The sequence below is a fragment of the uncultured Fluviicola sp. genome (genome assembly GCF_902168135.1).
Classification (GTDB): Bacteria; Bacteroidota; Bacteroidia; order Flavobacteriales_D; family Crocinitomicaceae; genus Fluviicola.
On record NZ_CABHOL010000024.1, the window covers coordinates 116,765 to 142,686 of the forward strand.

Below are 25,922 nucleotides of genomic sequence, written 5' to 3' on the forward strand. Positions count from 1 at the left end.
CTCATTCTCATTTCGCTACCGCTATAGCTTGTGCCATCGCTAAAGCTATTGGTGACATGCGATTAGCGAACGCGGTCTGTTTTTCATTCTGTAAAATGCATCCTATATTCCGACTTTTGACTACTTCCAACTTTCCCTTATTCCGGTTCTTTGCATCATTACTTTTAAATAAGACACATGAATGCAACATTAATTACCGGGGCATCGGACGGAATCGGAAAAGCAATTGCCCGTGAATTTGCTTCCCTCAAACACAACCTGGTGCTGGTAGCCCGTAACAAAGAACGATTAGCGACACTTTGTGAGGAGTTAAAATCAAAGTATCAGATCCGGGCTCACTATATCGTAGCAGATTTAACCAAACCGGAAGCGCCCGGAGCCCTTTTTGAGGAATGCCGTCAGAGAAGTATTTCGGTGGATGTGTTGATTAATAATGCCGGAAAAGGTTCCAGCGGAGAGTTTTTTCAAAATGACCTGGAGGCAGAATTGGAAATAATCCGGCTCAACAATTCGAGCCTGGTTGCGTTGACCCATTTGTTCCTGCCCGAAATGATCCGGAACAAAAAAGGATTTATCATCAATGTAGCTTCCATGATCGCATTTTTTCCGAGCCCGTACATGGCTGTTTATGCCGGGTCCAAGCATTTTGTAAAAGCTTTTACCTATTCAATTACGGAAGAATGCAGACCTTATGGCGTGAATGTTCTATTGTTCAGTCCCGGGCTCACTACTTCCAATTTTATGAATACGAAAGCAAACAACAACGATTGGGGGAAAGTACTGGTTCAGGGAAGTAACACACAAACGCCGGAGCAGGTTGCCAAAGAACTCGTATCAGCTTATAAAAGAAACAAAACTTTTCACGTATCGGGTTCGCGGAACAGGGTATTTGCTATCTTGGCAGCTCATCTTTCACCCGGTTTTATTGCGCGAAGTTTTGCAAAACAGAAAAGAAAACAAATAGGATGGAAACAATTCATGTAAAATCGATTGCTCAAAGCCATCAGTTGCTGAAGCTGGAAAAACCAAAACATCCTTTATTCAGCATTATGCGCTTTGAAGAAATGCCGCACACCGAGGTTCCGGATAAAACCAAACTGATCTTTGATTATTACCAGATCGTATTCAAAAAAAACTGTCCGAGCAAATTGCAATACGGGCAGACCATCTATGATTTTGATGAAGGAGTGATGTCTTATTTTGCCCCGAAACAAGTAAGTATTGTTGATCCCGGAGCATTGTTTCCTGTTTCCGGGTGGGTCATTCAGCTGCATCCTGATTTTTTGCGGGGGTATGAGCTGGATAAAAAGATCAAAGAGTATGGTTTCTTTGAATATGCGGCCAATGAAGCCCTCATTCTTTCTGAAGACGAAGAGAAAACAATGGAACAGATCCTGCAGCAGCTTCATAAAGAATACCATCTGCCCATCGATAAATTCAGTCAGGATGTGGTAGTTGCCAACCTGGAATTAGTGCTGACCTACAGCAATCGGTACTACAACCGGCAATTCATTGTAAGAAAGGTAGTTAACGACACGCTGCTCGGTAATTCGAGCAATTGCTGAACCGGTATTTCGGAGATAAACAAAGGGAAAGAGCGTTGCCCGCTGTCAACTATTTTGCGGCACAGTTGAATTTGTCGGATAAGTATTTTTCCGATTTGCTCAAACAGCAGACCGGATTATCCGCATTGCAGCACATCCATGAAAAGATTATTGAGAGAGCAAAAGAAAAATTAGCTGCTACCGACTTAACCGTGAGTGAAATAGCATATGAATTGGGCTTTGAGCATCCGCAGTCTTTTAGTAAGTTATTCAAGGCCAAAACAAACCTTTCACCCTTAGAGTTCCGGCGGTTGTTTAATTAACTTTCCATGCTGTAAGTTTCCTGCGCCAGACTTTTCCGGGAATAGCAAAAAGGACGATTGGTTGCTCTGGATAAAACAAATGTGTTAGTTTTAAGCCTTAAGAAAGTGAAACAAATCGCTGTGTATCACTATTATTTTTTATATTGGTAACTAAAACTATTCACGCCATGAAGAACATATTTTCAGATGCGATCTCATTCGATGATTTGGAAATGGCTGAAAAAGTGGCTCAGGGAAACCTGAAGACTTTTTTGGAAGTGTTTAACTCCAGTCCTGCCTGTATGTCTATTACTACACTTGAAAGAAGATATATCCGTGTAAACAAACGATTTGTAGAAATTTACGGTTTTGAGGAAGCAGAAGTCGTGGGGCGAAATGCCCGCGAACTTGGAATTCTCGATCCGGAGGAACATGAACGGGTTTCGAACCTTATTCTGGAAAAGGGACGGATAAAAAACGAAACAATCAAATGCAGGGGAAAGGACGGAAGAATCATTTATGCCATAAGCTCCATTGAAAACCTGGAAATCAACGGCGAAAGGTTCCTGGTCTCATCCTTTTTGGATATCTCACCAATCTTGCAGCAGCAGCAGTTGATTGAACAGCAGAATAAAGAAATGCTGGAGAGTATCCGCTATGCAAAACTCATTCAGAAAGCCATATTTCCTACAAAAGCTCAGTTAGATGCCATTCTTACGGATTCATTCGTACTGCTTAAGCCCAAGCACATCGTGAGTGGAGATTTTTACTGGATCAAAGAACACCGGGATAAAATTTTCATAGCAGCCTGTGACTGCACCGGTCATGGAGTTCCGGGAGCATTTATCAGTATTATCGGGAACAACCTGCTGAGTAAATGCATTACCGATTACGGACAGACAAATCCGGCCGATATCTTGAACCAGCTGAACAATGAGTTTCAGAGTGCGAATCAGAAAATCATTGACCGCAGCTATGAAATAAAAGACGGAATGGACATTGCATTGTGCGTGATCGACAAATCAAACAGGATCATGGAATACGCCGGGGCTTACAACCCGATCTACCAGGTGAAAAACGGCGTACTCACCAAGCTGGCAACCGACAAAATTCCTATTCACCTCTTTTCCAAAAACACCGATAAGCAGTTCACAAGTTACCAGATCAATATAGAATCCGGAGACAGCTACTACCTGTTTAGCGATGGGTACGCAGACCAGTTTGGCGGGGAAGAAGGAAAGAAATTCACTTACCGGAATTTCAAGGAATTGATCCTCTCCATGCAGGACCTCACTATGAAAGAACAGCGTGACGTGTTCAATCAGACCATTGAAGAATGGAAAATCCAATCCGATGAAGAGCAGACAGACGATATTTTGATCGTTGGATTCAGAGTACCGTGACACCATCTTACTTTTTTCCAAAGCAAAAAAAGTAAGTAAAAATGCTTTGCCCGCTTGCCGTTCAAGCAGAATCCCATTTCGGACCGATTAGCGGAAAGAAGGGATCAGGATCCCAAATGCAAACCACAGCAGTTTTACAAACGCTGCGGTTTTTAGCACTTTCCGAGATCGGTTTCCGAAATGGAAATCCTTAGTCTTCGACCGGCCAATAATCGTTGGAAAATAATTTTTAGTTCTAATTATGATACGGGAATCCGCAATCGGGTGGAGGTTCACTGTGATAAATTGGTATTAATAATTCAAATTCTTGTTCTGTGAAGAGGTTTTCAACCTTAAGATAGAGTTGAATAGATTACCTCATTCTCCCTACTAATTCTGCCCAATGTTCTGATGTCCTTACGCCATCCACGTATGAGATTTTGTTCCGGATATTCCCATAAAAAAACAGGTTCGTTCAGTAGTGATTCTGTTTTAGTTTACCCCTCAAAAACAGCCGTGTAATCAATCAGACCATTTATGAAATCCGTGAAAGAAGCCGCCAGGAATTCCAGCTCTACCTCCGAATAATGGACGTAGATGTTTCCGTACGAATTTTCGTCCAGTGACATGGCCAGGTAGCCGGTCCCCGTTCTGCCGATCGCCAGGTGCTTTTCAGGCAGGTAATCCCTGCGTTCAACCAGGAGCGTATCCCCGTGCTTGATCGGGTAGAAGCCCAGCAGGTTGATCCCGTCATCCGGAAGACCGAAGAACAGGTAGATACTCACCACCGCACCGCCATTGTAAGTGAGCATATGTGCTTTGTAATCTTCAGGAAGTACCAATCCGGTAGCAGTTTCAAACCCCTTCAGTTCTTCGACAGAAATAGCCGGGTTTTCCGATGTGAAAAGATCGGGCCTCCGGGCATCATTTGTCAGCCAGCTGTTTCGAATGAATTGTTTCATAGTGTTTTAATCCGTATTGATGGGTTGAATGGGGAACAAAAGTAAACCATTCAAAGTGCCTGAAAACCCTCAAAACCGGGTGAATTTATATTAGGGGAGATTTAATTGACAGGTGTATAGAAAGGAAATATATTTGTTTGACCGAATTTACTATATTCGAAAAACTATTCACACCCGTATGCAGACGCAGGAAAAGAAGACCCAACAGCAAAAAGCAGCATTCACCCGGGATACCGGAAAACAAAACAACCCCGGACTGAGTTTAACGGATAACCGCCCGGAAGCACTCATTCAACGCAAGATTCAGGAAGCTGCAGATAACAGTCCGCAGGCAAAGAACAATTCATTGGTACAAGCTATGGCAGAGCAGCCCGTTCAAGGAAAAGTCGTTACACAGCTGGCACGTACCAAAAGAGAGAAAAAGGGAACCGTGAGCGGACACGGCGGATTGCGGCGCAATAAAAAAACAGGAGCATTGATCGGATACAAGGTCCCGAAAGGGAAAAAGATCGTGATCACAGCACCGCCGGGAGCAACCCTCGGAGATATTTCCCTGGTGTTGAACACCACAGACAACCCGGATTACAAAAAGATCCGGAAAATGATGAAGATCAGTACCAACAAAGATCTTTGGAAAAATAGTACGGTAATCTCCATTGTTCGGGGCAACAAGCAAATAGGAAAAACGGACCTGCAGGCAAAACTGCTGAAAAAGCTTGACACCGGCAAGCTGACCTTCAACGACCTGAAGGGAAACGAAAAAGGATCACTTGCAGCATTGGAACGCAGCCCCGAATTTGAAGAATGGGCAGAATCCTACGTAACCCCCGAAACATTCCAGGTGAAAAACGAAGGAGAAGAAATGGACGACATGGTCCTGGAGCCATTTGAAGATGAATTACGCAGTGACGACGTTGATACAGCCAACCAAAACGACTACATCGAAAAGAAGCAAATGCTTTCTACCTACGTGAAAAACAACCCCGACCTCACCCAAATCACTATCAATGCCTGCAGCGCCGATGAGCATTCAGACTTCACCGGCTTCCAGATTGATAAAAAATAAAAGAGGATCTTAATTTCCCCCTTTTATCCCTCCCGACAGGAACTCGTCGGGAGGGATAAAAGGGGGAGGATAAACCCTCATCTAACCATGCAACCTTCCGCATCTTCAGTTGTATTACCCGCATACACACAACAAAAAAAAGAACTATGAATAACTTACGCAAGACACTATTCGCGGCGGTCATGCTTTTAGTTGCAACCGGCACTTACGGCCAGTTAACCTACATCGGATCGCCTGCCCAGGACCTCTCCTGGATGAGCAACCCATTGATGAAATTAAAACAAGATACCTTGTTCGTACCCACGCAAAACGGGTTGTTTAAAAAATCACTTCAATCTGGCGGCACTACCTGGATCGCGGCCGGGTTTCAGGGATTGAAGATCAATGATTTTGTACTCATAGGGCAGGATACAATTGTCTGCGTGGCAGACAGCACAGCAGGAAATACCATTTTCACCTCTGTCAATAACGGGAACTCTTTCGTCAATACAACCAATGGTTTCGGCGCTACAGGCATTGACTTCCAGCCGGGAACAAGAATAGACGTAAATCCAAACAACCACCAGGAGCTTATTGCCATGAGCGGATCATGTGTGGCACGCTCCACGGATTTTTCCGCAAGCTGGTCGCCCATTTATTTAGATTGGGGTTATTCGGTTTACCAGCCAAGCGTACTTCGCTACCATCCTTTAAACCCTGCCTACATCTATTCCGGTGGTGAGTTGTCACTTTTCGATTCCTACCTGGCTTATTCCCTGGATGCAGGAGCAAACTGGGCCGTTTCTGCCGTTGAAACCAACCAGGCAGTCAACGGAATTGCATTTCATCCAACGAATACCGATACCCTATTTATCGGGAAGGAGGGAAGCATACACCGCTCTGTCAACAAAGGAGCTTCCTGGAGCAATGTCTTCACCACTCCGAATTACGAATACATCTATTCTGTTGTGTACGACCCGAACAACTCCAATATCCTGTATGCAGCCGGAGCTATCAACGGAGAAAACGATACCGTACGCATTTTCAGAAGTACAAATGGCGGCTCCAACTGGAGCGAATGGTACCAGGAATCCTTCCCTGGCAGCGATAAACAGGTGATCAACATGGTCATGTACAACACCACACTATGTCTGCTCACCCGTGATCATTCCTCAAACCTCACCGGAGTGTACAAACTCGACGCATCAACGGCATCCGTTCCGCATCTGGTGCAAGAAAACCTTCACATCTTCCCGAACCCGTTTTCCGGTGAAACCACCATCCGTGCAGAGAAACCTTTCACAAATGCCGAGCTCTCCATTGTCAACAGCCTGGGCGAACCCGTGAAGCATATTCATCACATTTCCGGCCCGGAAATTAAAATCGCCCGCGAAACACTCCCGAGTGGTGTATACGTGGTGCGCATAACAGGCGAAACAGAAAGCTATACGCAGAAGATGGTAGTGAGAGATTAGGTTTTTTTATTTCACAGCAAAGAAGAGCCAGCTGTGGCTGGTGAAGACGGAGTGCAGTCTGAAAGACACGGCACGAAGGTAAAAGAGCGCAAAGGGCATGAAGAAAAACTTTGTGCCTTCGCTGAAGCTATGGTGCAGGCCTTGCGTCCTTATTCTCTTTGCGGTTTATTTATTCAGATATCTTACTAAGAACCCCGTCTTATTCATTCCGGATTTTTGTTAATTTAGAGAAAGATCGAATCAGGTAGTATGGATGTAGATGTTAAGTTTGAATTGATCATAGGAGCAAAGCTGCTTTTTGCCCTGGTGTTGGGCGGACTTATCGGCTTTGAGAGGGAACAGCACAGCAAGTTTGCCGGTGTGCGCACCTTCGGCGCGATAGCCGTGTCTGCGTGTATTTTCGTAGCCATTGCAGAGCACCTCACTAACGATACCTCGGCCATTGCGCGGATCCTGGCGGCCATTGCAACCGGTATCGGGTTCATTGGAGCCGGACTCATTTTCAAAGACGGGAACCACATGCACGGATTAACCACCTCCGCGTCACTTTGGGCCACCGCCGGTATCGGTTCGGCTGTTGCATTGAACATGTTTATCATTGCCAGCCTGGCCACAGCAATCGTTTATTTCCTGCTGCACGTGAAACGCTTCGGCTGGTATAAAAAAATGATCGAAGACGAAGATGAAAAAGGCAATTCGAAGGAGAAGTAGGATAACATGTTTTTACTTTTTGCTTGTCCAAAAAGTAACAAAAAGGACCTTTTCCCCGCTTGCTGGTCAAGCAGCCTTCCGTTTCGGAGCGCTTCACGGAAAGGAGGGATCAGGATCCCAAATGACAAGCACTTTCCGGAACCGCTTCGCCGAAACGGAAGTCCTTATTCTTCGACCGGTCATTCCTGGTTTGAAAATCAATTGGTGCGTTGATATGCGATCGGAGAATCCGCAATCGGGAGATCATGCTTCGCTGTAACAAGTTTTTTAAGAAGCACAAATTATAGCTCTGAAGAAAAATCAATAAACGGCTTAAGCCGTTAGGGAAATCCGATGAATGGCCTTACGTACATCGCGTAGAAGAACAAACGAAATGGAGCGCAGCCGAACCCCTGTTTGAGCTCAGCCATCGGATTCTTTGAAAAAGAATTCGTTTATGGTGTGGTGAGTTTGGGGTGCAGGCAGTGGGATGACGTGTAGTTCTCAAACGAGGGATGTACCGCCTTGACCTTTTTGCTTCTTTTTGTGTCAAGACAAAAAGAAGGGGAGCAAACCTGCTTCACCACCTGATTCATTTCAGTGAGAATCCACATGCTTCAGCATATATTCCAGTTTCTTATCCATGAAGTAATTCGGGTCCAGATTATAAAATGCATCTGTTAGGGTTGTCCATGTTTCATCAGCCGGATTTTCTTCCGGCAATGATTCCATGATTTGTCTGCATGCTTCCAGGTCTTGAGGAATCTCAGCAGCCGGAAAAGCATCAACAGCCTGTTTGAAAATCTCGTACACTTCGGTCATTCCCAGTTTTTGAAAGGCATCCAATCCCGCAGTGGTATACTTGTCAGCGTTATTGAAAAAATAGGTGTTGATTCCGCCGCCATTGATCGAATCCTCAATGATCTGTGAAATGATCAGAGGTTTTTCAAATTCATTCAGCTCTTGCAGCGCAAATCCATCGTTGCATTTATCCCAAAGTTCATCCATGATTTGCCCATAAATGTTGTCCTTGTTATCTGCTGTCAGGTTTGTTAAGTGTTGTTTCATGTTCTGATTAAAGAACTTAAAATTAGAAAAAGATTTTAGGTCTCCTACTTGGAGTGATCTTAAACATCCTCCCCCTTTCGTTCCCTCTGACGGAGTCTTACACTCGTCTGAGTCGTCACGACCTCCAAAGGGGGAATTGATAGTGCTTCGAAAATAAAAAAATCGAAACCTGGAGTGATTTCCGGATCATTAAGACTATCTATAAAAAGAAGGAGAATTTGTCAGGACAAATAAAGTGGGAGGAACTTGTAAAGAGAGAGAAAAGTCTGACCCACAGAAATTGTTGGCTTTTTATTTCTGTTTACTTTTGGAATGATCAGACATCTCCCTGTATGAATACTCGCTTTTATCTTTTTATGTCCCTTTGGGTGGTGTCTTTTTTTGCTGCGGGACAACAATCAACTCACCAGGTAGTTTATTTCCGAACAGACAGTTATCAGCTGGACGAGCATAGCTGCCAAACGATCGATAGTATCTCCGGGCAATTAAAAAACGGTGGAGATTATGCCATTCAATTAGTCGGGCACACCGATAATGTAGGTACAAATGAGTACAACCATGAATTGGCGAAAAACCGCGCTATAGCAGTGCAGAACCGGTTTGTTTCAAAGAATATTCCCCCGGAGAAAATAGCAATCAGTCAATTTGGCGAACTACAGCCCGTAAAAGACAATGAATCATCCTTCCAGCGGTCACAAAACAGGAGGGTTGAAATCCGGGTTATTATTCAAACGGTTGCTCCGGCTATTCCAACCGAAGAACCCGTTCTTCAAAAAGCACCCGATTGGCCGCCCACAGATGCCATTGTGGTGGATTACAACCAGCAAACCTATCAATTGCCCGGTGATAAACCAGGAAATACGATCGACATAGATGTGATTACCAATACTGCTCAAATGGAATTTTCGAATTTCACAACCATTACAAATAACCAGGAATTGTTGACCTCCAACCTCATGTTTTGCTATAAACCTTCCGGCAGGACCACGAATTGCATTCCGGCAAAACCGGTGAAAGTATATATTCCAACAAACAATAGAGCATACTGTGAACCTGTAAAAGCGTTTTTGTACGATGCAGTTGTAGATAGCATTTCGGGGAGAACTGTTTGGAAAAGAATCCCGTCTGATTTCACCATTGAGGAACACAACAGGGTCAGGTACTTCGTCATTTATTTGACCAATCTGTGTGGTCCCTGTAAAAATTTTGATTGCAAAATGCCTCATTCCACCCCTGTAAGAGTAAAATTAAAATCCCGGCGCTTTGAACTAACCAAAGTCTCTGCCGCTTACCCGGAAACAAACGGACTTTTACCTGGTCAGGCGTATGCTAGAAACAAATACCTCATTTTGTCTTACGACCCGGAAGTACAGGAAGTGCCGTTTATCAGTGTCAAAGGCAAAACAAAAACAGACAAATACTTTGGATTAAAGGTGAAATTGACTGCTTTAAAACGGGACAAAAACGGTATTTACATCCTAACGAAAAAGCTCATCCGCAAAAGCAAACCGCGAAAATTAACCCCGGAAGAGCGCATAAAACAAGCAGAGAACCCGGTAGGTGAAGCGCCTGTGAAGGAGTAAGGAGTTTTTAACATCCTACCCCTTGCGTTCCCTTTAACGGAGTCTGACACTCGTCTGAGTCGTCACCACCTCCAAAGGGGAAACCCGATCCGGCTCCTAAGCTGGAAACTATTAGCAAATTAGTTTAATCTTTTTTTGAACTTCAATTTTGAACTCAAAGGAGATTCAATCTCTTTCTTTAAGGAGAGATTTTCGTTCTGAAGCGGATCTTAGGTTTTCCCTCCTTGAGGAGGGGTTAGGGGAGGTGGCGGCGTTATCGATAGCAGAACTCCTATTTCCCAACCTCCTTCAAAACCTTATTCATCTCCCGAATAGTCAGCCCCGTTAATTTGCGGATCTCTTCTGCCGACGTGGTATTTTTTTTACCGCAAAGAACGCGGAGAGCGCAAAGGGTATGAAGAAAACTTTGCGTCCTCATTTTCTTTGCGGTTAAATCAAAAAAGCTGTACCGCAGGTGCAGATTTCATTCAGCTATATCCCTTGTGCTCCTGGCGTGCTTCGTGGTTCAAAAAACTGTGCATGCGGAGATTTCTTAAACGGCCGCATTTTAACGTTCCTTCAAATTTAGTTGGCTGTTTTTTCCTTAACTTGAGATTCATAAAGATTGAGCATATGGCAACGAAGAAATTACATACTGTTCGATTCGCGGCGAATAAAAGAAACAGTTTTCACAATACGCTAATGGAGCGTATCAACAGATATTTTGAACAAAAAGGAATTTCCCGCTACGCGAACACCAAAATGTGGGTAAAAACAACAGTCATGCTTTCGCTTTACTTCGTTCCATACGTGTTTATGGTAACGGGTTTCGGGACCGGCAACGGGTGGCTGTTTTTCGGCTTCTGGGTGTTAATGGCCTTCGGAATGATCGGGATAGGTACCTCGGTCATGCATGATGCGAATCACGGAACGTATTCCCCTAATCGAAAAGTGAACCGTTTCATAGGTTCGATCCTGGAGGTGATTGGGGGCTACTCCGTAACTTGGAAAATACAGCACAACCAGCTGCATCACACGTATACCAATATTGCAGGTTTGGATGATGACCTGGATAGTATTAAATATTTACGGTTCTCACCGCGGCAGCCCCATTATTGGTTTCACAGGTACCAATACCTGTATGCCTGGTTCTTTTATTCCATGATGACGCTGTTCTGGATGACTGCGAAAGATTATATTCAAATTGTGCGGTACAAACAGCATGACCTGCTGGTAAGGCATCATGTTTCCATGGGACAGGCAATTTTCAGAGTCACTTTATACAAGTTGTTTTATTACGGCTACATCGTGGTATTGCCGATCTTTTTTTCAGGAATGCCTTGGTATTATGTGGTCGGCGGATTCATGGTAATGCATATCATTGCCGGTTTGGTACTGTCCTGCATTTTTCAGCCGTCGCATATCGTGGAAACTTCCACGTTTGAGTTACCCGTGGGAGCAGAAACCGGCGGGAAGGAAATGGAAGATCCCTGGGCTATCCATGAGGTAGAAAACACAACGGACTTTGCACCCGGAAAGGGATTTTTGACCTGGTTCATAGGTGGATTGAATTACCAGATCGAGCATCACTTATTTACCGGGATCTGCCATGTCCATTACCCGGACCTTGCACCGATAGTTAAAAAAACGGCTGATCAGTTCGGTGTTATCTATCACGTAGAGCCTACATTTTGGAAAGCACTTCGCGGACATGTCAAAATGCTGAAGAAATTGGGAAGGAAATGATTTATTCACCAATGATTAATCGATCCTGTTCCGGGCAATTAAATCCAGGAAGATCCATTGTGAGTTTCAGGGGATAATTCCTTCTCCGGGTTCTTTGCATCTCCCGGTTCAATTAAAAAGCTGCGCCGCAGGTTCAGACATCGTCCAGCCATCCAACCCATTAGTAACATCTGCGAAATCTGTGAGATCAGCGGGAACAACAAACAGCTCTGCCGCAGGCGCCGCAGGTGCAGATTTCATTCAGCTATATCCCTTGTGCTCCTGGCGCGCTTTGTGGTACAATTAAAAATCTGCCGCAGGCGGAGGAATACGAACCATAAAATCCGGATTCCTCTGCGCGAAAAACACAAAGACAATCAAAAGGATGTGGTCTACTGTGTGCTATGTGGTTAATTAAGACGTTGGCTTCCCGTCCAGGATCTTACTCGTCGCAGCGCTCGCAGCGGCCGTATCTACCGAATAGATCATATTCACCCCCTGAGTAGTTGCCGCCTGTGCAATGATGTTCATGTTTTGCTGAGCCGCTACAGCGTTTTCCATAAGAAGTCCCAAACTATGCGCCATTGTTTGATACAAACTGCCCATAGCCATTGCCGGGGCATCAGCCATTACTTTTACGTTGCTTTGTGTTACAGAATCTGTGATCTGCGAATTGACCGTATCTGCCATAATGAAAGTGATTTAAAGGATAAAAAATAAACGATTAATGGTTGTTCACCAGCTTCAGTGCTTTTTCAGCTTCCACAGCCAGTTCCCGGATCATCGTGATATAACTCGAAGAAGATTCCTGGATTGCTTTCAGTACCACTTCCAGATTCTGCATCACAGGGACCTCACGGGAATTTTGGGGATCGGTAATTTCAGCCACCGCTTTGGCAGTTGATGCCGTCAGGATCTGCTGCAAAGCATGTTGATTGGCAACCATTTGCTCCATGAGCAGATTTACATTGAAAACGAATCCGGCCAGTAATGTTTGTTCCAATACTTCAGAAGCATTCGACGAAACCGGACCCGGAGTTGGGGGAGTGTGTGTTGTCATAGTGGTATTTTAAAGTGCACCAAAGTAATCAATACCGATCATTTCTCCTACTTTTTTCAAACCAAATAACCGTGGCCACGCGATTAATCGCGTAGCCACAGTAAATCATTGCCAGGAAACAAAAAACCGCCGCGGTGGGCGGAGACTATATCCTACAACCTCTCCATGCTCCTTGTACACAACGAGAACAAGCGTGAAGATTTGATACCCCACGCTCGTGCTGTTTTTCCTTATTGGTTTAAGTTCCAGGAAGCAACTACCGCATTTAACTGGGTTGGCTTAGTAACATTGAGATCTGTGTAAGTGCAGTTGAGTGTCACCGTGCCGGTTTGGATCGGGCTTGGGAGCTGCAACTGCATCGACCCGCTTTGGATCACGAAGTCACCGATCTTTAATCCGTCAGGAAGACTTTGAAGCGGTGCTGCTTGAATCAGTGTCAGGGAATAGACCTTGGTGGGTCCCGAATAAAAATCACAGCGTGCCGTGTAATAATCAGGTGAAATCGTAACCTGGATGTAAGATGTTGCGTCCAGCATATAAGCCGGAAGTGTAAGTGGTAATGCCATAACAGACGTTTTAAAAGTGAATACTGGTATGTGACAAATATATCTTTTAAAACGACTACGAACCATAAAATCTGCGTGATCAGCTTGCAAAAAGGAAAAACTCCGCGTCCTTTGCTTCTTTGTTCCTTCGCTGTCCTTGCTTTGCTGAAGCTATGCGTAGGCAAGAGCTATGGCGCAAGCGTAGCGGTTCAACCAAAAAAGCTGTACCGCAGGTGCAGATTACACATAAAGAGGCATCCGGTAGGTGCCTCCAACTATTTGTGCATTTGTGGGGAAAAGAAAAAAAGCTCTGCCGCAGGCGGAGATTTCATTCAGCTAATATCCCTTGTGCTCCTGGTGTGCTTCGTGTTCCATATTCGCGCGTTTAGCAGTCCGAATCCACCACTTATTTCGAAGCTTTTGAAAATAAATTAGGATGCTGTGTTTATTAGATGTACATTTGACACAATTCAATAGAAGATTGTTATCTCAATCAGACTGTAAAGTCACTTTTACACTCCAATTAATTTAAACATTTTTTCTTAAAAGCCGCTCGGTGTTCGATCGGTCGAGAATTATTATACTAATTGTTCCGCTAAGAACGGAACGCAATGCAAAAGAATATGAATAAAGGAACAGTAAAATTTTTCAACGACGCAAAAGGCTTCGGATTTATTACAGGAGAAAACGGTCAGGAAATATTTGTTCACGTATCCGGGTTGAACCAGGATATCCGTGAAAACGACACAGTATCTTACGATACAGAAAACGGAACTAAAGGTTTAAACGCTGTAAATGTGAGCGTGGTTAACTAAAAGACTTATATGTTTTTAAGGGGTTGGACGATGATTCGTTCAACCCTTTTTGGTTTAAATAACCCCGGTAACGGTAATCCTCCGCGGGCAAAATAAAAAGCTCCGTCGCAGGCGGAGATTTCATTCAGCTAATATCCCTTGTGCTCCTAGCGCGCTTCGTGGTCCAATAAAAAAGCTCTGTCCGCCGCGGCGGGTGCAGATCGAATCGGTCCATATCCCTTGTGTTCCTTGTGTGCTTGGTGGTCCAAAACCCGCCGCAGGCGGAGCTTTCATCAATTACCCTTCCTTGCGTTCTTCGAGCATCTCCCGGTTCGCTCATTCTCCAAAGATTTCCTACATTTATAAGCACAAAAAACCAATGCGATGAAATACACCCTGACTCTTTTGTTTACCGCTCTTACGATTTTCACCTACGCACAGAAAACAAAATCCAAACTGGTCGCAGAAACAGCCAAACCCTTCGTACTCGGAGTGATCGACGAAATCCAGTCCAAAGAAATGGGGGAGAAGCGCATCGTAAATATCTACCTGCCGCAAGGATACAATCCCGCCGATTCTGTCAAATACCCGGTCATTTACCTCGTAGACGGCTCAGCCGACGAAGACTTTATCCATGTTGCCGGATTGCTCCAATTCTACAATTTCGAGTGGATCAACCAGGTGCCGAAATCTATTTTGGTGGGCATTGCAACCGTCGACAGACAGCGCGACCTTTCATTCCCAAGCACCCACGAAGACCAGGTGAAACGTTTTCCCACAACCGGGCATTCCGATAAATTCATTGCATTTATTGAAAAAGAACTGCAGCCTTTCATGGCATCCAAATACAAAGCAAGTGCAGACAGAACCCTGATCGGGCAATCGTTCGGCGGATTATTCGCAACAACCGTCCTGTTAAACAAACCTGAACTATTCAACCGTTACATCATCATCAGTCCCAGCTTGTGGTGGGACTACGGTTCCCTGCTAAATGTGGATTCCAAACTTCTTTCGGAAAACTACGACAAGCCCACAGATATTTACGTGGGTGTCGGAAAAGAAGGATTGACACCAACCGATCCTGCACGGGTCATGGAAGTAGATGCTAACCTTTTGGCTGATAAATTAAAAGGAGCAAAGAACCCGCATGTGAAAGTACATTTCGATTACCTGCCGCTGGAAAATCATGCAACGATCATGCACCAGGCAGTTATGAATGCATTTAAGCTGTTGTACCCGGCACCGAAAGAATAAGCGGGTATGAACGTTCTCAAATCCAAAAAATGGAACAATTAATCATACGTCCGGCTTCTATTAGTGACTTGGGCTTAGTACAGCAAATCGGAAGAGAAACTTTTTACGAAACCTTTGCCGACAGCAACTCGGAAGCAGATATGCAGGAATACCTGGACAAAAGCTTTAACGCTGAGAAGATTGCCTCGGAACTCACGAATCCCGATTCCCATTTCTTCCTGGCAATGGAAAATGAAACACCGATCGGGTATATGAAATTGAATACCGGTGCTGCGCAAACAGAAATCCGGGATGCTGTCTCGATAGAGATTGAGCGGATCTATGTGAAAAGCGATTTTCACGGCAAAAAAGTAGGACAACTCCTTTACGACAAAGCATTGGAAACCGCCCTTGAGCTGGAAAAGGAATACATCTGGCTCGGAGTATGGGAAGAAAACCCGAAAGCCATCCGCTTTTATGAAAAGAACGGTTTCGAAGCCTTTGATAAGCACGTTTTCGTTGTTGGAACAGACGAACAGATCGATATTCTGATGAAAAAAATGGTATAATTACGTCCGTCAGCTGACCGAACGAATTACAAATTAGTTTCAATCCTCATTCCCGCTCTCATTCTCATTCTGTTAATTCATAAACCGAGTTCAATTCCGGTATTATGCTGTCGTAATCGTAAACTTCTTTTAGTTTGTCTTTTAAAGCAAGGGCACCTTCCGGTTCGCCGTGCACAATGAAGATTTTCTCCGGTTTTTTATCCAGGCCACCGGCCCATTGGATCAATTCGTTTTGATCGGCATGCGCAGATAAGCCTTCTACCTGCGTACAAGTTGCATTTACCGTCCAATATTTCCCCCGCATTTTAATCTCCCGGGTGCCTTCCAGCAATGCTCTTCCACGCGTGCCTTCTCCCTGGTATCCTACCATCAGGATCGTTGCTGATTTTTGACCGAGGTAATGCTCAAAATAGGTGAGAACCCTTCCACCGGTTGCCATGCCTGATGCGGCAAGGATGATTTTGGGTGTTTCATTCGCCGCCAGCTGAAGCGTTTCCTGCTGCTTGCTCACCACCTTTATTTCACGGAGGATAGCTTTCAATTCGCGCGGAGCTAACTTATGCCAGGGATGGTATTTGGAAAAGATCTGCAGCACACTTTTCCCCATGGGACTGTCCATGTAAACGGGTAAATCCGGGATCAGTCCTTCCTGTTTTAATTTCCATAAATAGAACATGAGAAGCTGTGCGCGTTCTACAGCAAAAACAGGCACAATGATCGTTCCGTGTTTGCTGGCGGCTTCCCGGATAATAGTGGAAAGCTGTACCTCCGGATTCGAAGGATGGAGACGTCCGCCATAAGTGGATTCAATAAAGAGAATGTCTGCTGACTCCGGTCTGTGTGTGGGAAACAGCAGAGGATCTTCCTGCCTTCCGATATCTCCTGAAAACACCATTAATTTACCGGCAGCCTTCAGTTCTATAAAGGTGGCACCGAGAATATGCCCGTTGTACCGGAAACGAAAAGTAAATGCATCGGAAACGCGGATCCATTTATCAAGTGGTTCACTCTGAAACAAAGGAAACACAGCTTCCGCTTCCGCAGTTGTATAAAGCGGCTTGGCAGGACTGTGCTTACTGTAGCCGAATCGGTTGGCACGTTCTGCATCTTCTTCCTGGATCTTGGCACTGTCGAGCAAAATTAAACGGGCAATTTCAATGGTAGGCTCCGTGGCAAAAATGGTTCCTTTGAATCCCTGTTTGACCAGTAACGGAAGGTAACCCACATGGTCCAGGTGTCCGTGGCTGAGAACCACACCGTCCAGGGATGAAACATCAAAAGGCAAAGACTGCCAGTTGAGTAAGCGCAGTTCTTTCAACCCCTGGAACAATCCGCAATCGATCAGCAGTTTATTTCCGGAATATTCTACCAGGTATTTGGAGCCTGTAACGGTTGAAGCAGCTCCGAAAAATTGGACTTTCAAATTGTTTTTCATGGTTTTCGTGTGTTAACAGGTGAGTGGATAAGTGGTTTGCAAAGGTCTTCAGCTTCTCTCAATATACGAGCGGTCCGTGTCGGTTTCATACCCATGGATTTCAGCAACTCGGGTCTTTTCAATAAGTTGCTGCACAAGATCACATCTTTTTCCAGCAGTTTTTGCTTTTCCGCCGCGGAAAGCGTTGTCAGACAGGTTACCGGGTAAAGCCCGTGTTTGTCAATACGGTCTTTCAATCCATTTTTGAAGGGGTGGTTCCATCCCAGCAGGTTCAATCCGGAACAGCCTGCATATTGCAGCGCATCAGCCGAAAACCGGGTATTGGTAATGATAAGTCCTTTCAGCTGTTTGGAGTTTTTGTTTTTGCTTTCCCGGAATGCCAGGATATCGTTAAAGCGTGCGTGGATGTATAGCGGGATCTTTACATTGCAGGAGATTCCCTGCTGATTGTGGTATTTACATTCTACCACCAGCTGCTCGTTATCTTTTTCTCCCACGACATCAATTTCGTGTGTTACACATTTTCCCTGAAAGAACTGATTGGTTTTTGTGGCATATCCTTCTGTCTTTAGTAATTCGGCCATGTATTTTTCAAAAGGAAATCCGGAAGGTCCCAGTTCCATAATGGCAAATTTCAAATGGTAACGTGCCGCCTGGTTCCTTGATGCAGATTTTAACAGTGAAAATGCTATTTTATAGATCGACCGTGTGGTCATTCCTTCGTGAAGGTGTTTGTATACTTCATCAATGATTAGATCGATTTGCTTCTCATCTGCTCCTGAGCTGCGTAGTGATGCCCTGACTTTTTCTTCGGAAAAGACGCTTTTCTCACCGGAAGCTTTGATAATTGAGATCGGATTTTTCATGAATTTATCGGTTGTGTTTAAGATTGGAAAGAAGCAGGTAGCAGCTGATTAAGGCTAAAATAAGGATAAACCACGTAAATTCCGAAGGAGTATTCTTGCCGTGTTCTCTGAGGAAAAGCATCAATACCACAATTGTTGCCTGCATCAATGCCGAAAAGGTAAGTATAACGGGTGCCAGGAAATATCCCAGTTTATGGTTCCTGATCAATAAAATACCACCGATGAAAATCCCCGGTAGCACCATGGAAAGGTCCAGTACATGGACGGGGTTGGTGGGAAGCATTTCAAGATCCTTCGGTGCATGTTTGAATAAAATGGCCGGAAGGATATCTGCGAGCCATAAACCGGCAAAAAGTAATGAAATGAAGATAAAATAACCGCCCGTTAACTGGTGGTGGAAAGTATGTGTTTTCGGAGGAGTGTATTTTCCGCGGTAGGAATAGAGAAAAAAGATCACTGAAAAACAAGTTAGCGCCAGAATACCCACGTAAAAAAGGAACAGTCGGTTGAACCGGATATCAAAACAGTATATGAGGAAGACGTAGATGAAATAACAGCTGATCCCGGTCCAGATCAGGCCGAAATAGTTTTCTCTACTGCTGATTAGCAGGGAACTCAGGAGATAGAACGGAATGATATACAGATTGATCAGGTCTTGTCCCTGGGCCTGGGCCGTCCAAAGTTCAGTTTCTCCGTCATACACCCCCGATGAAAACAGACCCTGCCAGCTCGTCAAACAGATCAGTACTGTAATGAGCAGGGAGAATATCTTTAGTGTTCTTAACTGTTTCATTCTGATAGGGTTATTGGTGCTGAATAAAGCTGAATTGAGTATAGAGAATTTCTTTCAATCCCTGTCCTGGTAATATTCCGGCTCATCCGGTTCGATGCTTTTGCTCAGGAATTCGCCCTCCGAATTTTGTTCCGCCAGCGTCCAGTTATCCGTTAAGATTGTTTCCAGCCAAAGCTTCCCCGATTTACGGAATATCTGTACGCCAAGTCCCAGTTTCGTCCAAAGAAGTTCTTCCAGTTCGGAAACTTTCATATCCGGGGTGATGTACAATTCCTCGGTGTAGTGTGTATTTCGACACTCTTTGAGCGTAGTTTCCTTCGGGACCAGGAAATTCAGCGAAGAAGCTTCACCCGGCTGATGTCGTTTCGAAAAGAATTCGATTTTTAAAAAAGGAAAAAGGGTATTGAAAGAATTTCGAATGTCTGAAATGCTTTGCTGGTCATTGAGAGTTATTTTCATGGAATGTGAATTAAAAATTATTCGTGTAAGATTAATAAAGGAACCTGGCTGTGGAAGGTCATTGCCTTGGTAATCGGTTCACGGAAAATACGTCCGATCAGGGAATGTTTCCTGGAAACAATTGCTACCATATCGATCCCTTGCTTTGTGACAAATTGATTGATTCCCTGTACCACATCCGGGTGTCGGACTTCAAAAAAAGTATGGTGGATTTGTTTAAGAGCTTTTTCCAGTCTGAAACTTTCTGCCATTTGCCCGAAAGTGGGCATGGTTTCGGCTTCACTGAAAATATTCAGGATGCAAACGTGGGACTTAAATTTTCGTGCCAGTTGTTTCAGAGGTTTCAGGACCACCTGGTCATCTGTTTCGGAAAAATCTACTGCAAGTACCACTTTTTCCGGTATCCTGAAACGGATGTCTTTTCCAATGACCATTACCGGGACCCCGGTTTTCCGGATCAGTGCTGAAGCAGTACTGCCAAGTATTCGCTCCTGGATATAACCGATCCCCTGTGATCCTGCTACGATTAAGTCAATCTTATGGGTATCGGCATATGTGCCGATAGCAGAGGCGGTGTCTCCGGTAAGTGCTTCACAAGTTATTTTCAGCTCCGGGTTTGTGCGCTCAATAAGACTTTTCAGTTCTTCCAGGTTTTGGAGAACATCCTCTTTAAGCAGTTCTTCTACAGGAACAATCGGGGAATCTGCTGTAAATACCGGAACAGTATAAATGTGTATCAACTCCATTTCTGCACCTAAATGTTTCGCCAGTTCAATGGCATAGTTCAATGCATTTCCGGATTGCTTCGAAAAATCTGTCGGAACGAGTATTTTTTTCATGTTTCAATGATGAATGAATAAATGATCAAGCGTAAAAAAGTGCCATTCCAGCGGGGTCAGTAATAGGAGCAAGAGCAGTGCTAGCCTCGGAAATACATGGCGTGTGTCCCAAAGCGGCAGGTTCATCCCAAAACCGATCCCGGTAATAATCAGGTTGAGCCCAAGCAGGTAAAGCGAAAAGAATTCGAACATCCCGAAAATCAGCAGAAATCCGCATAGCAATGCTGTGAAAGAGGTAAACTGAGCGGTTAGTGCGGTTAGGAATCTCGGAATGCCTTTCGGACCGAATTTTTCCTGGTACGTATCAGTTACCTGTTTCAAACCGATCTTAAATACCGCATCGTAACCCTGGAAAAAGAACAAGAATCCCAGGAATATCCGTGCAACACTGGTACCAATCGCGAAATGATAATTTTCAAAAAGTTCCATGACTTTGATTTTGAACAAAAGTAGCGGAAACAGCCCGGGAGGGAAATGAGGCTTATCAACAAGGAATGTGATCTATATCAGTGTTGGTTTTCAATAGAGAAAAGGTCTGTTGTTCCCGATTGGATGTATTTTAGGCAGGAACATGATCAGTGTCATTAAAAATGATGACGAAAATCATCTTTTCCGGAATGCCCGGTTTTTACTTTTGATCTCTTGTCAAAATGTGTATATTCGTTATGGACTATGAACTGAGAAGAATGGAAAGCAAAGAAGGGATTGATGCCCTGTTTTTACATGCTACTGAAGGGATCCTGGTAACGGATTCCGAAGGGCGGATAACACGCATTAATCCAAGTGCCGAAAAGTTATTCGGGTACGAAGGGGGTGAACTTACCGGAAAGAAGATCGAAACACTGGTGCCTTCCAGGTTTAATCATCAGCACCAAAAAAACCGTGCTGATTATGCAGCACATCCGCATGCAAGAGCTATGGGAGCAGGCATGGATCTGTTCGCGTTGAAAAAAGACGGCTCGGAATTCCCGGTGGAAATAAGTTTAAGTCCTTACAGCAGTGAAGAAGGAAATTTTGTCATAGCATTTATCGTGGATATTTCCCAGCGGAAAGAGGCGGAAATCAGGCTCAGGAACTACTCCGAAGACCTGGAAAAACAAGTGAAGAACCGCACCCTTGTCCTCGAAGAAGCTATTAAGGAATTGGAAAGGACCAAAAAAGAACTGGATGCTTCCCTGGTAAAAGAAAAGGAACTCAATGAAATGAAGTCCAGGTTTGTATCCATGGCTTCACATGAATTCCGCACACCGCTTACAACCATGATGTCTTCGCTTTCGCTGGTGAGTAAGTACAACGAGCGTAATGACGGTGAAAACCACTCGAAACACGTGGATAAGATTAAAAAGTCTATTGTTAACCTGACAGATATTCTAAATGATTTCCTGTCTGTTTCCAAACTCGAGGAAGGAAAAGTTGAAAATGTTCCGGAAGAAATGGACCTGGAGCAGTTCCTGCTGGATATCAGTTCGGAAATGCAGGGTATGTTGACAGAAACACAAACCATTAAGCTGGTATATTCCGGAGAACGAAAAGTTTGGCTTGATCCTAAACTACTGCGTAATATCCTGTTCAATTTAATTTCAAATGCCATCAAGTTCTCTCCCGGCGAGGCTGAAGTAGAATTGGATGTTCGGGTGAGCGGTCAGGAATTATCGCTTTCCGTAAAAGATCAGGGGATAGGTATCAGTGAGGAAGATCAGCGCCACCTCTTTGAACGCTTCTTCCGTGGCGGAAATGCTACTCATATACAAGGAACCGGGCTTGGGTTAAACATTGTTTCCAAATATGTCGAATTGATGAATGGAAAAGTAGCCATCCAAAGTGCTCAGAATGAAGGAACAACCGTTACATTAACAATACCTTTTTAAAGACAGGCTATGAAAAAAATACTTCTTATCGAAGACAACCGGGATATTCGGGAAAACACTGCGGAAATATTGGAACTTGCACAATACACCGTGTTTACCGCCGAAAATGGAAAAGAAGGAGTGCAGACTGCCTTAAAAGAACTTCCCGACCTGATTATCTGTGATATTATGATGCCGGTACTGGACGGATACGGAGTACTGCACCTGCTTTCCAAGAACGAAATAACAGCAGGCATTCCCTTTATCTTCCTGACGGCAAAAGCGGATCGGGGGGATGTCCGCAAAGGAATGTCGCTCGGAGCGGATGATTATTTGACAAAACCTTTTAACGACCAGGAACTGCTGAGTGCTATCGAAACCCGTTTAAATAAAAACGAGCTGCTTAGAAAACAATTCTCCCAAAGTATGGAAGGTGTCAATCATTTTTTGAATGAAGCCAAAGGTTTTGATTCCTTAAAACAATTATCCGAATCGAGAGAACTGAGGTTGTTCCGAAAAAAAGAGGTGATCTTTCACGAAGGAACTTACCCGCGGGGCATTTATTTTATCGAAAAGGGTAAGGTGAAGATCTATCAAAAGAATGACCAGGGAAAGGAATTGATCAGTACACTGCACAAGGCCGGTGATTTTTTTGGTTTTCTTTCCTTGTTAAAAGATGAACCTTATATCCATTCCGCAGGTGCATTGGAAGATACGGAACTCTACATGATCCCGCGGGATGATTTTTTCGCATTGATATACCGGAATGCCGAAGTTGCCAGGAAATTTATAGAACTGCTCTCAAACAATCTGCTGGAGAATGAACAGCAATTGATGAACCTGGCCTACAATTCAGTACGTAAGCGGGTAGCAGAAGCTTTGGTAAAATTGTCAGATACCTACAAGCATGAAAACGATCAGCAGTTCAGTATGCCTGTTTCGCGGGAAGACCTGTCAAACCTGGTTGGTACGGCTAAGGAAACGGTAATCCGCACCCTGAGTGATTTTAAAGAAGAAAAGTACATCGAAATTTCAGGAAGCACCATCACTATTCTGGATTACAACAAATTGGTCGGTATGAAAAATTGATCCTGCCTGAAGTATAGTAACTGAACAAGAAGTAAAAGACGCAATGATACAGGGAGCATCCATTTGGATGCTCTTTTTTTTTGTTGCAAAATAAGTGGTATAACCACTGAGCGGATAAGGAATATACCTCTTTCAGGGTTCACTAATCCCTCCTGAGAGCGATTGCCCTCTTTTTTCCTTTGAAGCAACTTTGTTTCATGATAACTGAAATTATTCACTAACAAATGAAATCATGAAACAAGTTGAAATTAAGCAGGGGGATTGGGCGATGGCCAATGATCCGTTAATGGAATTTGAAAATGACTTTGGCGTATTTCCCGAAACCTGGTCCGGAAATTCGGTTGAGGCGATAGCACCGGAAAGCGCCAACTGGGAGGAAACTGTTTCGATGCAGGACATTGAGAACCACATCGAAGAAAGTTTGGAATTGACAAGAAGTATTTGTGGCGGTGATGAACGCATGCGCGTAGATCCAAGAATTAATCCGCATCGTTTTATCTGCCGGCTGATCATAACTGCTAAAAACGGGATGAAATATTTTGGTTCCGGGTTCTTCATTTCACCACGTTGCGTAATTACAAGTGGTCATTGTGTTCACTTTGATCCTGTAAACGGAGGACGAAATTACGACTGGGCACGCAGTATCCTGGTCATTCCGGGGGCGGATGGGGATCTGGCACCATTCGGGTCGCAGATAAGTACCATGTTCAGGACCGTAAGCGGGTGGTCGGTTGATCGTAATTCTGACTTCGATCATGGAGCAGTCATTCTTCCCGACGATACTTTGTACCGGCGTATAAACGGATTCTTCGGAGTGAAAGAGCTCAAAGAAAGAGAACTACTCATAAATATCGGGTATCCGGGAGATAAAGGCGGCGAACTACGCGGGACGGCCTGGGGAGCAGCTGGTCCGGTTGCCACTATAGCTGAAAACAAAATATTCTACATGCTGGATACTTACGGAGGAAACAGCGGAAGTCCTGTCTTTGTGAAAGACGGCGATTCTTTTAATGTTGTCGGTGTGCACGGTTATGGCGGCTGCCCGAATCATTGTGTAAAAGTCCGGGATGCGGTATTGCAGCGCTGGAACGAATGGAGCCAACTCTAAATAGTTATCAATTAAATACATCATATCATGAAAACAATTTTATTAATCTTATTTCTCGTGGTGATTCAAGGAGTATATGGACAATCTACGAGAGCGGTAATTGAAAGTCCAAGGTGTAAGGAGGGCAGCATTTACTTCAATGAAAAGCTGGAAATGAGCTTTAGCCCGGGAAAAACACCGTTCATTAACACTAATAATGAGGAGATCATTAGTGTTAAAAAGACGAAAGATCAAATGAGAGCCAATAAGCGGACATTCATGGTTTACGTAAAGGCCTATAATCCCTTAAATTATTCTTTCAATAGTTCCAGTAAAGTGGTTGTAGATTCTGTTAATTACCGTCTGAATGAAGCAATAGGGGAAATGATTAAAACATTCGATGCTTATAAAAAAAGTCTACCGGCAGATCCTGAATCAAGTACCGGGAATGAAGAGAGTGCAAATTTAATAGAAGGAGAGGAAACAAATGAAGCCACAGGGTGTCCCTATGATAAAGATTTGAATGATGGGTTATCGGGTGTTTTGAATCTTCTTCGCAAAGAACAAAGCCGCTCAAAAGAGTATATAGAATGGTCTAAAAAATTGATTTCGCTTCCTTTTCTTAATGATGAAGAAACAAAAAAGGATCTTGGTCAAATGGAATCGGATTTGAAAAATGCCAGGAAATACTATGATGAACTTTATTTTGAGTTGGATTCCATAAAAAAAGAGATCTTAAAAAAGTTGGATGACGACAAAAATAAAATAGAATGTACCCTTTCACTCGAAGTATGGCTGACTAAAGCGAATAGAATCAAGGGTTTGATTGATGATCAGAAAAAATACCTGAACAATTTTGAACAGTTACTTCAGAAAGTCCAAAAAGAAATGGACAAATGGAAATTACACGGAGCTCCATTAATGGTTAATAATATCTGGTTTTTTTCAGCAGAAACGGGAGTTGTTTCAAGGGATTCAAGTGTGGTAGTAAATCTCAAAATGACAAAACACCTAACAAGTATTGATGAAAAAGGAAATATAAAACAAGCTGATCCGGAAGAGGTCGCTTCTAAATCTGTTCAATTCATGTGGTACAGGGCATTTATACCTGAAGTGAGTGCCGGGGTTTATTATTCCTTACAAAGCCAGGACTCATATAGTATGGCTGATGACGGATCGGGAGGAGGAACCATTGTTCAAATCGGACAAAGAACTTTTGAAGGAATAGCCTTTTCATCCATGCTGAATTTTTACATGAACATTCAAGATTCCAAGGTGTTGCCTTTCTGGCAGGTTGGGCTGGGATTGCAAAAGGAAATGCCGTTGTTCATGTGCGGGTTAGGTACTCGTTTTGGATTGAAAGATCGGGTGTTTTCTTTATCATGTGGTATTTCCATCACGGCTATCAAAGGATTGAATAGTTTGAATGTAGGGGATGCGGTTAAAGATGAATCTGAAATTAAAAGTGATTTACGTTATCAGTTTGCCGGACCTAAATTCTATTTCGGGGTTCAATTCCATTTCTAAATTAATTACTTGATAAAAACAAAT

27 protein-coding genes are annotated in these 25,922 nt (G+C 43.9%); 16 read left to right on the plus strand and 11 right to left on the minus strand.

Going from position 1 to position 25,922, the window contains the following annotated elements; genetic code table 11:
• Positions 1 to 177 precede the first annotated feature (177 nt).
• The 4 genes from QZT69_RS09885 to QZT69_RS09900 all read left to right on the plus strand — a co-directional run bounded on the left by QZT69_RS09885 (position 178) and on the right by QZT69_RS09900 (position 3,249).
• Positions 178 to 984: an SDR family oxidoreductase gene (locus tag QZT69_RS09885; RefSeq protein WP_294673592.1), complete on the plus strand. Its 807-nt coding sequence runs from the start codon at positions 178 to 180 to the stop codon at positions 982 to 984.
• Positions 966 to 1,565 carry a hypothetical protein gene (locus tag QZT69_RS09890; RefSeq protein WP_294673594.1) on the plus strand — a complete coding sequence of 200 codons (600 nt, stop codon included), beginning with the start codon at positions 966 to 968 and terminating at the stop codon, positions 1,563 to 1,565. The genes QZT69_RS09885 and QZT69_RS09890 overlap by 19 nt, the downstream gene beginning before the upstream one ends.
• Complete coding sequence (locus QZT69_RS09895; protein WP_294673595.1) at positions 1,559 to 1,867, plus strand: AraC family transcriptional regulator; 309 nt, start codon at positions 1,559 to 1,561, stop codon at positions 1,865 to 1,867. The genes QZT69_RS09890 and QZT69_RS09895 overlap by 7 nt, the downstream gene beginning before the upstream one ends.
• 167 nt (positions 1,868 to 2,034) lie before the next feature.
• Positions 2,035 to 3,249 carry a SpoIIE family protein phosphatase gene (locus QZT69_RS09900; RefSeq protein ID WP_294673596.1) on the plus strand — a complete coding sequence of 405 codons (1,215 nt, stop codon included), beginning with the start codon at positions 2,035 to 2,037 and terminating at the stop codon, positions 3,247 to 3,249.
• A 476-nt stretch (positions 3,250 to 3,725) separates the two neighbouring features.
• On the opposite strand, the gene QZT69_RS09905 is transcribed toward QZT69_RS09900, so the two are convergent.
• Positions 3,726 to 4,190: an SMI1/KNR4 family protein gene (locus tag QZT69_RS09905; protein WP_294673598.1), complete on the minus strand. Its 465-nt coding sequence runs from the start codon at positions 4,188 to 4,190 to the stop codon at positions 3,726 to 3,728.
• Positions 4,191 to 4,368: 178 nt separating this feature from the next.
• Here QZT69_RS09905 and QZT69_RS09910 point away from each other — a divergent pair, with 178 nt between their 5' ends.
• From QZT69_RS09910 to QZT69_RS09920, 3 genes are all read left to right on the plus strand, one after another.
• The gene (locus QZT69_RS09910) at positions 4,369 to 5,256 is read left to right on the plus strand and encodes a hypothetical protein (RefSeq protein ID WP_294673600.1); all 888 of its coding nucleotides are present in this window, start codon (positions 4,369 to 4,371) and stop codon (positions 5,254 to 5,256) included.
• A 146-nt stretch (positions 5,257 to 5,402) separates the two neighbouring features.
• On the plus strand, positions 5,403 to 6,710 hold the full coding sequence (locus QZT69_RS09915) for a T9SS type A sorting domain-containing protein (protein ID WP_294673601.1): 1,308 nt from the start codon (positions 5,403 to 5,405) through the stop codon (positions 6,708 to 6,710).
• Between the two features lie 249 nt (positions 6,711 to 6,959).
• Positions 6,960 to 7,421, plus strand: coding sequence for an MgtC/SapB family protein (locus QZT69_RS09920; RefSeq protein ID WP_294673603.1), 462 nt, complete (start codon positions 6,960 to 6,962; stop codon positions 7,419 to 7,421).
• Between the two features lie 576 nt (positions 7,422 to 7,997).
• Here the strand turns inward: QZT69_RS09920 and QZT69_RS09925 are convergent.
• Positions 7,998 to 8,468 (minus strand): DUF4375 domain-containing protein, encoded by a 471-nt coding sequence (locus tag QZT69_RS09925; protein ID WP_294673605.1) that lies wholly within the window; start codon positions 8,466 to 8,468, stop codon positions 7,998 to 8,000.
• Positions 8,469 to 8,800: 332 nt separating this feature from the next.
• Here QZT69_RS09925 and QZT69_RS09930 point away from each other — a divergent pair, with 332 nt between their 5' ends.
• Positions 8,801 to 10,051: an OmpA family protein gene (locus QZT69_RS09930; RefSeq protein WP_294673607.1), complete on the plus strand. Its 1,251-nt coding sequence runs from the start codon at positions 8,801 to 8,803 to the stop codon at positions 10,049 to 10,051.
• 612 nt (positions 10,052 to 10,663) lie between these two features.
• Positions 10,664 to 11,776, plus strand: coding sequence for an acyl-CoA desaturase (locus QZT69_RS09935; RefSeq protein WP_294673610.1), 1,113 nt, complete (start codon positions 10,664 to 10,666; stop codon positions 11,774 to 11,776).
• 393 nt (positions 11,777 to 12,169) lie between these two features.
• Here the strand turns inward: QZT69_RS09935 and QZT69_RS09940 are convergent, their stop codons facing one another.
• The 3 genes from QZT69_RS09940 to QZT69_RS09950 all read right to left on the minus strand — a co-directional run bounded on the left by QZT69_RS09940 (position 12,170) and on the right by QZT69_RS09950 (position 13,381).
• On the minus strand, positions 12,170 to 12,445 hold the full coding sequence (locus QZT69_RS09940) for a RebB family R body protein (protein ID WP_294673612.1): 276 nt from the start codon (positions 12,443 to 12,445) through the stop codon (positions 12,170 to 12,172).
• 34 nt (positions 12,446 to 12,479) lie between these two features.
• On the minus strand, positions 12,480 to 12,815 hold the full coding sequence (locus QZT69_RS09945; RefSeq protein WP_294673614.1) for a hypothetical protein: 336 nt from the start codon (positions 12,813 to 12,815) through the stop codon (positions 12,480 to 12,482).
• 230 nt (positions 12,816 to 13,045) lie between these two features.
• Positions 13,046 to 13,381 carry a hypothetical protein gene (locus QZT69_RS09950; protein WP_294673616.1) on the minus strand — a complete coding sequence of 112 codons (336 nt, stop codon included), beginning with the start codon at positions 13,379 to 13,381 and terminating at the stop codon, positions 13,046 to 13,048.
• 602 nt (positions 13,382 to 13,983) lie between these two features.
• Between QZT69_RS09950 and QZT69_RS09955 the strand changes: the two genes are divergently transcribed.
• The 3 genes from QZT69_RS09955 (at position 13,984) to QZT69_RS09965 (ending at position 15,956) form a co-directional block, all read left to right on the plus strand.
• Entirely contained in the window at positions 13,984 to 14,175 is a 192-nt protein-coding gene (locus tag QZT69_RS09955; RefSeq protein ID WP_294673618.1) for a cold shock domain-containing protein, read from the plus strand.
• A gap of 363 nt (positions 14,176 to 14,538) precedes the next feature.
• Positions 14,539 to 15,408, plus strand: coding sequence for an alpha/beta hydrolase-fold protein (locus QZT69_RS09960; protein WP_294673620.1), 870 nt, complete (start codon positions 14,539 to 14,541; stop codon positions 15,406 to 15,408).
• A gap of 29 nt (positions 15,409 to 15,437) precedes the next feature.
• Positions 15,438 to 15,956, plus strand: a complete 519-nt coding sequence (locus tag QZT69_RS09965; protein ID WP_294673622.1) for a GNAT family N-acetyltransferase — start codon at positions 15,438 to 15,440, stop codon at positions 15,954 to 15,956.
• Positions 15,957 to 16,020: 64 nt separating this feature from the next.
• Here the strand turns inward: QZT69_RS09965 and QZT69_RS09970 are convergent, their stop codons facing one another.
• The 6 genes from QZT69_RS09970 to QZT69_RS09995 are packed head-to-tail and all read right to left on the minus strand — an operon-like array spanning position 16,021 to position 20,777.
• The gene (locus QZT69_RS09970) at positions 16,021 to 17,391 is read right to left on the minus strand and encodes an MBL fold metallo-hydrolase RNA specificity domain-containing protein (protein WP_294673623.1); all 1,371 of its coding nucleotides are present in this window, start codon (positions 17,389 to 17,391) and stop codon (positions 16,021 to 16,023) included.
• Positions 17,388 to 18,257: a restriction endonuclease gene (locus tag QZT69_RS09975; RefSeq protein WP_294673624.1), complete on the minus strand. Its 870-nt coding sequence runs from the start codon at positions 18,255 to 18,257 to the stop codon at positions 17,388 to 17,390. Before QZT69_RS09975 ends, QZT69_RS09970 begins: the two co-directional genes overlap by 4 nt.
• Before the next feature lie 4 nt (positions 18,258 to 18,261).
• A complete protein-coding gene (locus tag QZT69_RS09980; protein ID WP_294673626.1) occupies positions 18,262 to 19,050 on the minus strand; it encodes a hypothetical protein in 789 nt (262 codons plus the stop codon).
• A 54-nt stretch (positions 19,051 to 19,104) separates the two neighbouring features.
• Positions 19,105 to 19,509: a hypothetical protein gene (locus tag QZT69_RS09985; protein WP_294673628.1), complete on the minus strand. Its 405-nt coding sequence runs from the start codon at positions 19,507 to 19,509 to the stop codon at positions 19,105 to 19,107.
• 17 nt (positions 19,510 to 19,526) lie between these two features.
• A complete protein-coding gene (locus tag QZT69_RS09990) occupies positions 19,527 to 20,348 on the minus strand; it encodes a universal stress protein (protein ID WP_294673630.1) in 822 nt (273 codons plus the stop codon).
• Positions 20,349 to 20,351: 3 nt separating this feature from the next.
• Entirely contained in the window at positions 20,352 to 20,777 is a 426-nt protein-coding gene (locus QZT69_RS09995; protein WP_294673632.1) for a DoxX family membrane protein, read from the minus strand.
• A 257-nt stretch (positions 20,778 to 21,034) separates the two neighbouring features.
• Here QZT69_RS09995 and QZT69_RS10000 point away from each other — a divergent pair, with 257 nt between their 5' ends.
• From QZT69_RS10000 to QZT69_RS10015, 4 genes are all read left to right on the plus strand, one after another.
• Complete coding sequence (locus QZT69_RS10000) at positions 21,035 to 22,216, plus strand: PAS domain-containing sensor histidine kinase (protein WP_294673634.1); 1,182 nt, start codon at positions 21,035 to 21,037, stop codon at positions 22,214 to 22,216.
• Between the two features lie 9 nt (positions 22,217 to 22,225).
• Positions 22,226 to 23,284, plus strand: a complete 1,059-nt coding sequence (locus tag QZT69_RS10005; RefSeq protein WP_294673636.1) for a response regulator — start codon at positions 22,226 to 22,228, stop codon at positions 23,282 to 23,284.
• 232 nt (positions 23,285 to 23,516) lie between these two features.
• On the plus strand, positions 23,517 to 24,392 hold the full coding sequence (locus tag QZT69_RS10010) for a serine protease (protein WP_294673638.1): 876 nt from the start codon (positions 23,517 to 23,519) through the stop codon (positions 24,390 to 24,392).
• A gap of 27 nt (positions 24,393 to 24,419) precedes the next feature.
• Entirely contained in the window at positions 24,420 to 25,898 is a 1,479-nt protein-coding gene (locus tag QZT69_RS10015; RefSeq protein WP_294673640.1) for a hypothetical protein, read from the plus strand.
• The last annotated feature ends 24 nt before the right edge of the window (positions 25,899 to 25,922 follow it).